The organism is Rhodococcus sp. SG20037 (assembly GCF_031763325.1).
Classification (GTDB): domain Bacteria; phylum Actinomycetota; class Actinomycetes; order Mycobacteriales; family Mycobacteriaceae; genus Rhodococcus_F; species Rhodococcus_F qingshengii.
Genome location: NZ_CP134497.1, coordinates 6156714 through 6169998 on the forward strand (window position 1 = coordinate 6156714; position 13285 = coordinate 6169998).

Genomic DNA, 13285 nt, shown 5'->3' on the forward strand with positions numbered 1-13285 from the left:
TCAGACCGTGACGGGTTCCGGTTCCTTCGCCTTGGACGGCTTCAGCCAACCGGGTAGCCAGGCAGGTTGTTTGTCCGGTGCTTGATCGAGAACACCGCCCGCCGGATCGTCGATGAACCCGTACCGCACGAGATCCTCCGACGGCCGGTAGATCTGCCGGAGCACCAGCGCGCACAGAACGAGTACCGCGATGTCCCGGATCACGACGGTTCCGGTGAACCACTGCTCGGGCAGCCCCTTGTTGGACACGCCGAGGTAATACATCATTCGTGGAACCCAGACCAGGGCGTCGATGGTCATCCACGCGAGCAGGAGTCTGCGGTGCGGCAAGGCCAACACGGCCAGCGGCACCAGCCACAGAGAATACTGCGGGCTCCACACCTTGTTCGTGAGCAGGAAGCCCGCCACCAACAGGAAGCACAGCTGCGCAACTCGCGGACGACGCTGCGCCGTCAGAGCGACGTATCCGACACCGATGCAGACGGCCACGAACAAAAGCAGAGAGACGGCGTTGAGATTCGACGGTGACTCACCCTGTGCGAGAGGACCGTCGAGGCCCTTCCACGACGTGAACGACGCGATCACGTTGTAGAGCGAATCCGGATCGGCCCCGCGTTCGGAGTTGAGCCGGAAGAACTCGTACCAACCATGGGGGTACAGCGCGGCAATGGGCAGGTTCACCGCAAGCCATGCCGCGACCGCGCTGAGAGCGGTCACCAGCCAGTCCCTCGTCTTGCCCGCGCGCAGACACAGGACCAAGAGCGGTCCCAGTAGGAGCAGCGGGTAGAGCTTTGCGGCGCCGCCCAGGCCGAGCAGGATTCCCGCGAGCACGGGCCGCTTGCGTGCCCACGCCAACAACCCACCCGCCGCGAACGCCGTCGCCAGAGGATCGAAGTTCGTGAACACGTGCACGATCACCAACGGGGAACACGCGATGAGAGCGCCGTCCCACACTCGTCGTCCGGCCAGAAGGGTGCTCGCCCACACGGTGACCAGCCACGCCAACGCCAACCCGAACGCCACGACGTTGAAATAGAGCGCCACCTGAATCGCGCCCGGCAGCCAGGTGATCGAATCCCACGCCTTCGCGACTTTCATTGCGCCGTACTGGTAGAGCCCCGAGATGACCGGATACTCCATGTACCGCATCTGGATCGAACCGTCGCCGCGTACTTCTTCCCACGACGTCTTGTACGGGAATGCTCCCTGATCGAGGCGCTCGGCTCCGTACAGCGGAACGGTGTCGGAGTAACACATCGCCACGTACTGACGGCTGCCACTCCAGTCGAGGCCGGGCTGCCCGCTCTCGCCGACCGGCGCCTGCTGAATACAGCCCGCCTTGGCGAACCAGCCGAAAGCCAAGAACACCACGGCGAGCAGAAGGATCACTCTCATCGGTGTGAAGAAGCGAGTGCGCCCGATCAGTGCGTGACGACCTACCGGACCGCCGACGGTTCCCGACAGCGCAGACACCATCGCGTCGTTGCGACTGGGAACGTCCCGCCAATCCGCCGAACGAAGATCTTCGGCCAGCGGAGCGGGGGAGGTCGGTTCGGCATCATCAGCATTCGCGGCCACTCCGCGAGGTTACCGTCTTTCGAACCGACCACCCTCCAACTACTGGCCGGGGCTCACACCTGCCGGTTCTTCCTCGGTGGTCTCGCCTGCCCCTGGTACCTGTGGCGTGGTTGTCGTCGGCCGGGAGATGCCCGGAATCGGGATCGTGATGCCCGGCAGAACCTCGACCTGCGTCGTTGTCACCACGGGCGGCGGAGTGGTTTCCGTCGTCGTCGGTGCGGTGGTCGGCGGCGCCGACGTCTTGGGCGGTGCGGGAGCCGTGTACTCCGGAACACCACCGGCTTGACCGTTGATCTTGCCCGGCGTCGGGAACTTCTCGTTGTCGGTGCCCTCGAGGGCGCCGTCCATCGTGTCCTTCCAGATGTCCGAAGGCAGACCTGAGCCGTAGATCATCGCGCCACCGGAATTGGTGATCGCTTCACCGTCGGGAGTTCCGACCCAGACCGCGGTCGAAAGCGACGGCGTGTAGCCGACCATCCACGCGTCCTTGTTGGCTCCGGTGTCACCGAGCTGCGCGGTACCTGTCTTCGACGCCGACAGACGTCCGCCGGCCAGGTTGTGACCGCGCGAGTACGCCGCGATCGGCTGCATCGCAGCCGTCACGTTGTCCGCCACGGCAGCGTCGATGCGGTCTTCACCGGCGGGCGCGCCGCGGTCCAGCAGCACGGTGCCGTCGGCCGCGACGACCTTCTGCACGAAGTGCGGTGCGTGATACGTACCGGACGCGGCGAGTGTCGCGTACGACGACGCCATGTCGAGCACGCGGGCCTGGTACTGGCCGAGCACGATGCCGTTGTTGGGGCCGGAACCGTCGGCCTCGGTGAGCGACGGGCCGACACCCGGGATGTCCTTCGGGATGCCTGCCTTGTGAGCGATGTCCGCGATTTCCTGCGGGCCGTTGCCGTCGAGGCTGAGCATCTGACGGTAGAAGCTGGTGTTCAGCGAACGCTTGAGCGCCTCTGCGATGGTGCAGGTGCCGCAGCTTTCACCTTCGACGTTGCCGATGGAGATGCCGTTGACGGTCAGCGGTGAGCTGTCGTACATCTGCGAGAGCGGGATTCCCTGATCCAGGGCGGCTGCGAGGCCGAACACCTTGAACGAGGAACCGGTCTGAAGTCCGGCATTCGCGAAGTCGTATCCCGCGCCGTCCTCACCGCCGTAGTACGCCTTGACGGCTCCGGTCTTCGGATCGACCGAGACAACTGCGGTACGCAGGTTCTCCGGCTCGCCCTCCATATTGGAACGGGCTGCTTCGACCGCTGCGGCCTGAGCCTGCGGGTCGATGGTCGTGGTGATCTGCAAGCCCTCGGTGTTGAGCAACTGCTCGCTGATTCCAGCGTCGCCGATCTCCTTGAGCACCTGACGCTTGATCAGGCCCTCGGGGCCGGTCGAGCCCTGGCTGCTGTTGTCGACCTGGGCGAGCGGGATGTAAGCGGGGTACTGCATCGGCGTGCGCGCGGCCTGATCCAGCGTGCCTGCAGACACCATGCCGTCGAGCACGTAATCCCAACGGGACTTCGCGCCTGTCGGGTTGGTCTCGGGATCGAGGAGCGACGGAAGCTGGATCGACGACGCCAGGACGGCGCCTTCTTCGATGGACAGCTGGTCGACGGGCTTACCGAAGTAAGCCTTGGATGCTGCGCCGATGCCGTATGCGCCGCGACCGAAGTAAATGGTGTTCAGATACGCGGCGAGGATGTCGTCCTTGGACCACTCGTTGGCCATCTTCGAGGAGATGACGAGTTCCTTCATCTTTCGCGTCAGCGAACGCTCCGAGCCGACAAGCGCCTTCTTGACGTACTGCTGCGTGATGGTCGAGCCACCACCGGCGCTGTCGCGACCGAGGACGTTGTCTCGGGCCGCGCGTGCGAAACCGGAGATCGAGAAGCCCGGGTTCGAGTAGAAATCGCGGTCCTCTGCGGCCAGAACAGCGTTGCGAACGTGCGGCGGTACCTGATCGAGCGAGACCTCGACGCGGTTGCCATCTGGCGGGACGACAGTGCTGATCACCGTGGTGCCGTCGGCGGCAAAGACCGTCGCCACCTGATTGGTCTTGAGGTCACCGGGCTTGGGGACGTCCTGCACGATGTACGCCGCCATGAAGGCAAGGACGGGCAGAACAAGACCGAGCGCCACCAAGACGTAGGCCGAGCGGCGAACTGTGCGCCACTTGGACTTCTTCTTCACGGTGCTCTTTCTTCCCTTCGGGGGTTGTCCGTCGTTGCCACCGCCACCGGAGCCACCTGTCGGTGGCTTCGTCGGTGGAGGTCCGACCGGCGGGCGGGTGCCCGCGTTGCTACGGGTGGTCGCTGCTGCTGCCGCGACGCGCTGGGTCGGTTCGTTCGCCTGAGCGCCTACGGCGCGATCTCGAGGCGGCGGGCCGGCAGGTCGGCCTTGCGGCGGACGACCCTGAGGAGGGGGACCGGCGGGGCGGCCCTGAGGAGGCGGGCCGGCAGGTCGGGCTTGCGGCGGACGCCCCTGGGGCGGGGGTCCCATCGGACGACCTTGCGGCGGACGACCCTGAGGGGGCGGACCCATCGGAGGGCGTCCCTGCGGTGGTGGGCCCATGGGACGTCCCTGCGGCGGACGACCCTGAGGAGGTCCGGCGGGACGGTTGGGACCGACGGGACGGCCACCCGGGTTGTTGCCGCCCGGGTTGTTGTTGCTGGGGGAACTCACGAATCAAATCTCCAGTGGTCACGGACCGATCACGTGCAGACTTCGATCGGGCCCTTCTTCGGGTGTGGCGTTACTCGCTGGCGGTGCGCCGGCTTGGTGGGCGTGCTCGCCGCGGTCGCGGCGGCGCAGGTACTGCGCCGAGCACATAGGACTGCACCAAGTGGTTCCAACTGCAGGTACGGCACACCTCTACAACGTGCACCGTGAACTCCTCTGCTGTTTCCGCAAGCCGAGCGAGCTCGTCCGAGGTTCGGGCTGATCCCGAAACCTGACCGAGCTTGTCGCCGAACACCCAGGACACGAGCGTCAACTGTTCCTTGCGGCAAATGGGGCAGACGACGTCGCTGCCCCGGCCGTGGAACTTCGCGGCTCTGAGTAGGTACGGATCGGCGTCACACACTTGCTTGACGTCGGTCCGACCCGCAGACACTTCGGCCAGCACAGACCGACGCGCGAGCGCGTAGTCCACAACTTGCCGCTGTATCCGCACCTGACCAGCGTACGTGCGTCCGTGCCGCGACGGACGGTTCGGGAGGGTCACGATGAACACATTTCGGGGGCTGGGGGCATGGCGACCAGCCATTACGATCACTTCCTGTGAGTTCTTCCAAGACGCCGGCCACCCGCGCACGCGATACGGACCGTATCGACGCCTGCGCCAGACTCGACGCCGCTTACGCCGAGGGACAGCTGGGCGCCGCCGAATACTTCGATCGCACCGAGCAAGCGCGAACTGCCACGACGGTGGTCGAGTTGGCGTCCTTGATCGGCGATCTACAGGAACCTGCACCTCGCGCACACGTGAAATCTCCCCACGTGACCTTTCGACGAAAAGTGCTCTACCTTTCGCTCGCCGCTGCGGCAGTGGCAGGTGCGATTGCACTGGCTGCCGCCCAACGCGGACCGCTCGAGCCTCCGGCCGACGTGGTCGAACGGTTCGGAGCAAGCACCGAGCCTGCCGATTCTCCGTTTGTCCCCACCGGCATCGATGACGTCTTCGCGTCGTTCGTGACGACGTACGGTTCCGAGCCGGTGCGGGTTGCCACCTTTTACCCCGATCGAGCGGTGGTCGGCCGCGTCGACGGATCAGGGAACTTCCGGAACTTCGATTTCCGCGGCACTCTCACTCCGTCCGACGAACCCGCGTCGGTGCCCGGCAACACGGACATGGACCTCACCAATGTGAACCGCGACGCCTTGGTGTCGGTGATCGCACAGTCCCCCGCCGCACTGGCCGGTACCCGCGTGGACCACATCACCTTGGCCGATTCGGGTGCGCCGGTGATAAGCATCTACGTCGTCGACGACACCGGGGCGTACACGGGCGTGCGCAAGATGACCTTCGACGGCAGGGTGTTCTGACGCACAGGCCTTGAATTTAGGATTCTCGGCATGGCCCAGAAATATCCGCCGAACACCCGCGCCGCAAACCGGGACAGGGAGACAACCGCGGCCGTCGTCGATGCGGCGTTCGGAGACGGACAGTTGAACGCCGCCGAGCATCGCGCTGCCGCGCAGGCGGTGGCGAAAGCGCGCACTCTCGACGAACTGGCCGCCATCGTCGCCGACTTGCAGGGCGCAGCGAATCCGCCGTCCGATCGACGTCGCCCACCAAAACGACCGGTGCCGTGGTTCGCAGCGGCAACGGTGGCGGCAGCGCTGGTCGTCGGCGTCGCGGCTTATTCGCTCACGCACCGAGATCCCGTGATGCCGCCGTCCGCAGTTGCGCCTGCCGTTGTCCCGAACCCGGAGCCCTTGGTCATACCCACACCCTTCATGGCGAGCGCGGAAGGGATCGCCCTCTTACGTGACCGGTTGCGGGAAAAGTTCGGCTCCACCGTCGTCGACGAGATCACCTTCAACAACAGCGCAGCCTATTTCTCCCTCGCTGTTCCCGGTCAACCCAACCGGAAGATCAAGTACTCCTTTCGCGGCGGCTTCACTGCGGACGGCGATCCGGAAAGCCGTAAGATCGACACTGCGACAGTCGATCTCGACGCGATTGATCTCGAAGCCGTACGACGAAACATCGAGGCGATCCAGCGGCACGTCAATGTGCCCGACGCCCAGGTCTACTACATTTCGTACACTGCCGGAGAAGAACCGCTGCTGGATATTTCGGCGAAAAACAGCTTCGGCGAAGGCGGATTCGTCAATACCACCTCCGCTGGCGAACTCGTCCGCGTCTACGCCTTCACCGATTAGGAATCAGATCATGCCGTCGAGTCCCTCCCCGTCTAAACGTGCACGAGATTCCGACCGAGCCGATACCTGTGGGGTGCTGGACAACGCCCTCGCAGACGGGCAGCTACATGCCGGAGAATACGAGTCTCGAACATCAAAAGCAATGTCCGCCAAAACAATTCACGACCTTCAGGTTCTCGTGAATGACCTTCAGATCCCCTCTCGATATCTCGACACCGAGGTGGTCCGGCCCCGCCTGCCTGCGCCACCGAAATCGGTGAAAGCTGCTGCGGCCGTCGTACTTGTCGCCGGTGTCGTCGGGGCGCTGATCGGTTCGGCCACCAACCCGGACACGTCACCGCTCGGGACCGACGCACCGATCCCGAATCTGATGACCGGCCACGGCGTGGCGCAGTTCATCGACGATTACCGGGCCGAATTCGGCGACACCATCGCCGATACCGTCTCGCTCAGTACCGAAAACGCAACCGTAGAACGAGTGGCCCATGATCAGCCCGGCAACTACGTCAGATACATCTACGATGGTGACTTCAAATCCTGGTCGACACCTTCACCCCGAAAAACCGGGACACGAACAATCGACCTGTCGACGGTCGATCTCGAGGTTCTGGCGCGGCTGATCGCCGGCGCTCCGGAAACGCTCCGGGTTCCGGGCGGAGTGGTCGACCAGATCCGTTTCGAATACCCCACCATCGGCCGAGCCAACGAGCCGACTGTCTCTATGTACGTGAGAAACGAGGCCGACGACTCCGGCCACCTGGAGACCACACTGTCGGGCGAGCCATTGAGCGTCTACCCATTTGCGCCTTGATCTGCCAGACGCCCTTGCACCCACGCCACGATCAGATCCCGGGTGGGGGCGAGCACGTCATCGGAAAATGTCGCCCGCGCAGAGTGATTCGACGGTAAGTGGCTTTCGTCGCTGGTACGGGCCCCGACGAGCAGGAAGACACCGGGCACTTCGCGGAGGATCCACGAGAAATCCTCGGAGATTCCGATCGGCTGCTGCAATCGAGTGACCGACGTGCCGACTCCCGCGGCGACCGCATCCAGTCGGTCCAGTTCAATGCCGTTGCTGACTGTCGGCACAGTGTCCTGGGTCAGCACCACTTCAGCCTCGACGCCGTGCGCGTGTGCGACGCCGTCGACGGTACGACGCACGATCGACTGCAGACGCGCATCCGTGTCCTCCGAGAAACTGCGGATCACCCCGGACAGAGAAGCGTTGTCGGGTATGACATTTCGCGCCTCACCGGCGCGTAATGCACCGAACACCACCGCAGCGGGCTCGAACATCGAGACGCCGTGTGACGCCGCGATCCCCACGGCACCAACAGCTTCCGCCGCCGCTGTGAGTGGACTACGCGCCAGGTGAGGGGAGGAGCCGTGGCCGCCACTGCCGGTGATGGTCACATCGACGAGCGTCGAACCCGACAGCACTGCACCCTCGCGTGACGCGAATTCACCGGCGCCGAGCAGATGAGCGAGGACGTGCAACCCCAGTGCGGCCACCGGGCGCGCGCCGGAAACGCCCAGGAGGCCTTCCTCGAGTGCCAGTTTCGCACCGCCGTGGCCTTCTTCTCCCGGCTGGAAGAAGAAGATGACGTCGCCGGTCAGATCGGCTCGCCTCTCCTGGGTTTCCAATGCCGCCGCGAGGACGATCGCCATGTGCGCGTCGTGACCGCACGCGTGCATCGCCCCGTTGCCCGACGCCCAGTCGAGTCCGGTGTCTTCGGCAACAGGGAGAGCGTCCATGTCGGATCGCACCAGGACGGTGGGAACCTGAGACGGGTTCGAGCGATCGACCCTGCCGCCGCGCACCACGGCGGTTACCGACGACATCGCGGTGCCGAGCATCAGTTCGATTCCCGATTCGACGAGTCGGTCCAGCAGGTAGGCCTGGGTCAGCGGGAGGTCGAGGCCCACTTCGGGCATGGCGTGCAGATCGCGACGTACCGCGACGATGTCGATGCTCACAGAGTGCTCCAGATGTCGTTGGTGACGCTCAACTCGTGCCCGTCCGCGTCGTCGAGGGCGAACGAGTGAAGGGCTGCGGGCCCGCGGGTCGTCACCAGTTCAGTGGGTCCGTTGCTCAGACCGCCCGGTTCTTCGGGTCCGCGCAGGTGGATCTCCCGCAGTCGGCGCGGCTCAGATGTCGCGCCGGGAAACGCCTGGCCGCCGGGACGCTCGAGCCGGAAAGGCAGGTCAGGGCGAATGATCGCCTGGTCGCAGCCGACGAGGCGGACGCTGACGCCGGCGCGACTAAGCGGCACGGCGTCGTCGCCGACAGTGCCTGCCACTGCCCACGCCGCCAAGGCCCGGTCGTGTTCAAGTGCGGCAGAGACCAGTCGTCCGAAGGGGTGCTGCGCAGCGGCGACGGGGTCGTTCACAGTCGCCAGTTCCAGGTACGTCTCCCCCATCGGAATGATCAGATTGCTGGTGCCGACTCCGTCGTGGCGGCCACCGCCACGCACCTCGAGACCTGTCACCTGCGACACAATTTGTGCGGCTTTCTTCAAGTCGCCATGTACGAGAACTATATGATCTACGCGCACGTTCACCGTGATCCGTTTCCCCTTTCGTGAGGTCGAGGTCCATGTCTTCAACCAGTTCCCCGAATCGTCCGGACGAGCCGGTGCCGAAGTCTGCAACCGATGCCGCGATCCTCAAGATCGGCCACGTGGCCAGCATCGTCGGCGTGTCTACCGCACGAATTCGGTTGTGGGAGCAAGAACGGCTGATCACCCCTCTTCGCACCGAGTCCGGGCAACGCATGTATTCGATGCAGGACGTCAAACGGCTCGAGAAGATCCGCAAGCTCCTCGAATCCCGCTCCATGACCGTCGTCGGTATCCGTCAGGCGCTTGACGGCGACGTCGAGGACGACGCCCCACCCGCCGAAGACGACATCGGCGCCATAGGCGCCCGAGTCAAGGAGCTTCGACGCCGAAATCGGATGAGCCTGCGTGACCTTTCGCAGGAAATCGCGGTCAGCCCTTCTGCGTTGAGCGCATTCGAGCGTGGACTGAGCAAACCCAGCATCGGACGCATCACACAGATCGCACATGCGCTCGGAACGACCACGCCGGAGCTCCTCGGTATGCCGGCCTCCGAGGATCGGATGATCGTGCGCGCCGACGAGCGCGAAGTCCTTCCCCTCGAAGCCGAAGGCGTTCGAATCGAGAACCTTTACCAGTCGTCGACGGTGTTGCAGTCCCAGATGGTCACCATCGAGCCCGGTTTCGGCAGCGGTGAACCGATGACTCATGCAGGAGAAGAGTTCCTCACCGTTGTCGCCGGCAGCGTGGAGATCGTTCTCGACGGCGTCGAAACCGTGTCTCTCGCCACCGGCGACTCGATGACGTTTCCCAGCACTCGCCCGCACACTTACGCCAATCATGGCACCGTCACCGCCCGCGTAGTGTGGGTGAACACTCCACCGACCTTCTAATTCCTCCAGCCCTGTGCGTGGTTAAGGAGTCTCCGGACTCCCTAACCGCGCACGGGGGATCGCGACGGCCCGAATGGGCGAGCCGGTGCCGCCGACGAGGTGCAGTGGCAGGCCGAAGTAGTCGAAGCGGGTGTTCACCAACTGTCCCAGATTCTGCAAATGCTCGGTGTTCACGATCCCGTACTTCTTGCACACCATGTGTCCGGCGAAGCTGTTGTCGAGACTGTTGTCGATCGCATTGCAGTCGGTGCCGATGTTTACCACACCCTTCTTCGCGAGGTATTCGGCGCCCTCCCAGGAGAATCCGGGATTCTCGTCGATGTACTTGCGTTCGGGGAACCAGCGATCGCCGTAGTCGAACCAGGCCAGTACGATATCGCCGGGCCTGATCTCCTCACCTGCCTCGGCCAGCGCCCGCTCGGCGATCTCGACGTCCTCGATACCCGCCGATCCATGTGTCATCGGTTCGGGGCCTTCGAATTTCACGTGCGATAGATCGAGACAGACGGCCGAACCGTAGTAGTACGCCAACGGGGTGTTGTCGATGGTGGCGCCGTCGGGGTCGTACTCGATGGTCGCGTCGGCGTGGGTGCCGGCGTGCTCGCTGATCACGAGATTGCGCGCGTAGAACCCATCCTTGGTCCCGTACATCGCCTTGAACTGCTCGTGTGTCTGGTTCACCGGAGTGAAGGTGCGCTGATGGCCGAACCACATCGGCATCCCTTCGTACACCGGCCTGGTCAGATCGACTATCGGTTGACGGTTTTCGAGTAGCCGATCACCAAGCAGTGGGCTCTGCTGTCTGGCAGCCGTATCCGGTGTCGTGGTCATACGATCCCTCCTTCTGGGTCTCCCACGGCGAACGAGCCGAAGGTGCGGTCGAAGTACGTCAACGGTCCGGCAGTCTCCGCGTGAGCGCCTGCACGCGCCGAGACCACGTCGGCGACAACGAGGACGTGGTCGACGGCTTCCACCATGAAGACCACTGCGCATTCGATGTTGTACAGGGCCCCGTCGATCGCCGGCAGCGAGAACCGCGGTCCAGGGCTGCACAGTTGTTCTTCGGCAATGAATTTCGGCTTACCAGGCGCAGCGAGATCGGCGGCGAGCGCCATCTTGTCGTCGGAGAGGATTGCGACGCCGAAGCGCTCGCGCTCGGCGATGTAGCGGGCTGTGACATTGGTCTTGTTCACCGACAACGAGATCCGGGCCGGATCAGCCGAGAACGAGGACACCGAACTGAGCGTCAGCCCCCAAGGTCGCCCCTCGACCTCGGTGGTCACCACCACGATACCGCTCGCCAGCTTGCGCATCGAGGCAGCAAAATCCTCGGCGGGCACACATGGGTGGGTGGCGCCGGCTGCTGCACGAAGTGATGCGGTGCGTCTGTCCATCACCGGCGCGCCCATCAGGCGATCCCCACGTAGTCGCGGACTCGCCGAGCGGCTGCGGTGCGATCGGTCTTGGAGTAGACGAGGTTACGGACGAAGGCTGGCGGAGTGGCGTTGACGTTCTCGAACAGTCCGACGCGGCCCGCGTGAGCACCCGCGACCAGGTCCCAGACGAAGTTGAAGAAGGTGTTCTTGTCCCGGGCGGAGACCCCGGTTCCAGGAAAGAACTCTTCCATCCGGGAGCCGAATTCCGGATGATCCCAAACTTTTTCGGGCCAGCGGGCGATGAGCGCCTGCCCGCACAGATCGCGAAGCAGATAGGTGATGCGGGGATAGTTCTCGATCGAGTAGAGACGGCCTGCCGTTGTCAGTTCCGGGTTCGGTACATGCAGGCCACACCATTCCACTGACTCGTGAACGGTGGCGAGCGAATACGCCTTGAGGGTTTGTGCGTAGAGCGTGATGTCGGCGACGGCAGCCTGCACACCGGGAATCTTGTCGGTGCCGAGGATCTCGGTGATCACCTGCGCCACACCGGTGAACATCTCTGCCCGGAAGGCCAGGCGCGTCATCACCGACCACAGCGAATACGCACAGGATTCGTAGTACAGGTCGAGCAATCCCAGGTTGTACTTGCTGAAGACGTACTCACGCGGGATGAACACCTTGTCGAAGATGATCGTCTGATCGAGTTCTTCACCGGCGTGATCGAGCGGGTGATCATTGCGCGGCGTGTTCATCTTCGCCGTCGGCTCGCGCAGGATGAGCGAGAGACCGGGGGAGTTGACCGGGATCGCCGCCCAGATGGCCGCTTCCGGCCCGACTCCACCGCCGAGAGTGGTCGAGAGAGTGAAAAAGTGTGCGAGGGAACCGATGCTACCGGCTACCTTCGCACCTGAGATGACGATTCCGTCGGGTCGGTCTTCGACAATGCGCAACTGCGACGGGCGCTCGTTTCGCGGAATACTCTTGTCGGACTGCGGGTCTGCGATCAGATCTGTGCTGAGCAGGTTGTGATCACCAGATATCTTCACGAAATCGCGTATGTTCTGCGCGAATTCAGGGTTCTCCGCTTCGATCCTGTCGATGGTCGAGAGGAAGCCGAGTGCCATCATTGCGCCGTAGTCGTTGGGACGGCCGTACATGCCCATGGTCTTCTGCGTGATCAGCCGCGTCGCTTCACGTTTGGCCATCAGGTCAGCGCGAGTGCGGGGAATCTGCCATCCGATGGCGCGTCGGCCACCGTCGTCGTCCACGTAGGTGAGAACGTCGCGGGTCTCCGACGCGAACTGGGCATCCTGAATTCCGGCCAGGGTGTTGACGGCACGCAGGTCGGGATGGGTGGTGACATCCTCGACATTCTCACCCTGTGAGGAGATGATGCGGCGGCCGTCGCGCAACGAGGCCTTGTACTGATCACCGGTGAGCAGGTGCCCTCCGGTCTGCGAGAGTTGTTCGGTGACCTTGTCGATGCGCAGTCTCCGGGCGTCGAGCGTGGGGTTGGTCATGATGTTCCTTTCGGTGATCAGCCGCGGATGACCGCGATGGCTTCGGCCTCGATGAGAAAGCCGTCGTACATGAGTCCGGCGACGCGTACGCCGGTACCGGCAGGCCCCTCTTCGGGGAGGAATTCCATCCGAACGCGGGTCATGGTCTCCCAGTTCTCCTGAACCTGGTCTCCCGAGCCGTCGAAGCAGTAGTAGGTATTGAGTTTGACGACGTCGCCCCAGGTGGCACCGGCCTCGGCCAGTACTGTGGTGAGCGACTCGAATACATTGCGGGTCTGCGCCTCGATGTCACCCTCTCCGAGGACGTTTCCGTGTTCGTCCGCCGAGAGTTGGCCGCCGGTGAAGACGAGGTTCCCGATCCGCCATCCCTGTGAGAACGGAGTCTTGATGTGGTGAGTCCAGGTGCTGTTCATCAGACGCTGGCGGTCAGTGCCGTCGCCGACGAGGTCGGCGAGTTCGGTCCCGGTCATGAA

The 13285-nt window shown here is 63.9% G+C and carries 13 protein-coding genes; 4 read left to right on the forward strand and 9 right to left on the reverse strand.

Going from position 1 to position 13285, the window contains the following annotated elements; all coding sequences use genetic code 11:
* The 3 genes from RHP72_RS28465 to RHP72_RS28475 form a co-directional block, all read right to left on the reverse strand.
* A complete protein-coding gene (locus tag RHP72_RS28465; RefSeq protein WP_311094130.1) occupies positions 1-1578 on the reverse strand; it encodes a glycosyltransferase 87 family protein in 1578 nt (525 codons plus the stop codon).
* Between the two features lie 39 nt (positions 1579-1617).
* Complete coding sequence (locus RHP72_RS28470; protein WP_007735524.1) at positions 1618-3765, reverse strand: transglycosylase domain-containing protein; 2148 nt, start codon at positions 3763-3765, stop codon at positions 1618-1620.
* Between the two features lie 562 nt (positions 3766-4327).
* The gene (locus tag RHP72_RS28475; protein WP_042448217.1) at positions 4328-4747 is read right to left on the reverse strand and encodes a DUF5318 family protein; all 420 of its coding nucleotides are present in this window, start codon (positions 4745-4747) and stop codon (positions 4328-4330) included.
* Positions 4748-4854: 107 nt separating this feature from the next.
* On the opposite strand from RHP72_RS28475, the gene RHP72_RS28480 reads away from it, so the two are divergent.
* From RHP72_RS28480 to RHP72_RS28490, 3 genes are read left to right on the forward strand one after another with little or no spacing between them, the layout of a single operon-like run.
* Entirely contained in the window at positions 4855-5619 is a 765-nt protein-coding gene (locus RHP72_RS28480; protein WP_073513422.1) for a DUF1707 domain-containing protein, read from the forward strand.
* A gap of 30 nt (positions 5620-5649) precedes the next feature.
* Complete coding sequence (locus RHP72_RS28485; protein WP_073513423.1) at positions 5650-6462, forward strand: DUF1707 domain-containing protein; 813 nt, start codon at positions 5650-5652, stop codon at positions 6460-6462.
* A gap of 10 nt (positions 6463-6472) precedes the next feature.
* Positions 6473-7273, forward strand: coding sequence for a DUF1707 domain-containing protein (locus RHP72_RS28490; RefSeq protein WP_020971371.1), 801 nt, complete (start codon positions 6473-6475; stop codon positions 7271-7273).
* Here the strand turns inward: RHP72_RS28490 and RHP72_RS28495 are convergent.
* Positions 7255-8439: a M20 family metallopeptidase gene (locus RHP72_RS28495; RefSeq protein WP_073513424.1), complete on the reverse strand. Its 1185-nt coding sequence runs from the start codon at positions 8437-8439 to the stop codon at positions 7255-7257. The two genes, RHP72_RS28490 and RHP72_RS28495, sit on opposite strands and share 19 nt — an antisense overlap.
* Positions 8436-9023, reverse strand: coding sequence for a VOC family protein (locus RHP72_RS28500; RefSeq protein ID WP_073513425.1), 588 nt, complete (start codon positions 9021-9023; stop codon positions 8436-8438). The genes RHP72_RS28495 and RHP72_RS28500 overlap by 4 nt, the downstream gene beginning before the upstream one ends.
* Positions 9024-9058: 35 nt before the next feature.
* Between RHP72_RS28500 and RHP72_RS28505 the strand changes: the two genes are divergently transcribed.
* Entirely contained in the window at positions 9059-9913 is an 855-nt protein-coding gene (locus RHP72_RS28505) for a MerR family transcriptional regulator (RefSeq protein ID WP_020971374.1), read from the forward strand.
* Positions 9914-9934: 21 nt separating this feature from the next.
* Here RHP72_RS28505 and RHP72_RS28510 read toward each other — a convergent pair whose 3' ends face one another.
* The 4 genes from RHP72_RS28510 to RHP72_RS28525 are packed head-to-tail and all read right to left on the reverse strand — an operon-like array spanning position 9935 to position 13282.
* Positions 9935-10744: a cyclase family protein gene (locus tag RHP72_RS28510; protein WP_081377613.1), complete on the reverse strand. Its 810-nt coding sequence runs from the start codon at positions 10742-10744 to the stop codon at positions 9935-9937.
* The gene (locus RHP72_RS28515) at positions 10741-11322 is read right to left on the reverse strand and encodes a flavin reductase family protein (protein ID WP_020971376.1); all 582 of its coding nucleotides are present in this window, start codon (positions 11320-11322) and stop codon (positions 10741-10743) included. The genes RHP72_RS28510 and RHP72_RS28515 overlap by 4 nt, the downstream gene beginning before the upstream one ends.
* Entirely contained in the window at positions 11322-12812 is a 1491-nt protein-coding gene (locus RHP72_RS28520; RefSeq protein ID WP_311094131.1) for a 4-hydroxyphenylacetate 3-hydroxylase N-terminal domain-containing protein, read from the reverse strand. The genes RHP72_RS28515 and RHP72_RS28520 overlap by 1 nt, the downstream gene beginning before the upstream one ends.
* A gap of 17 nt (positions 12813-12829) precedes the next feature.
* Positions 12830-13282 (reverse strand): RidA family protein, encoded by a 453-nt coding sequence (locus RHP72_RS28525; RefSeq protein ID WP_020971378.1) that lies wholly within the window; start codon positions 13280-13282, stop codon positions 12830-12832.
* Positions 13283-13285 lie beyond the last annotated feature (3 nt).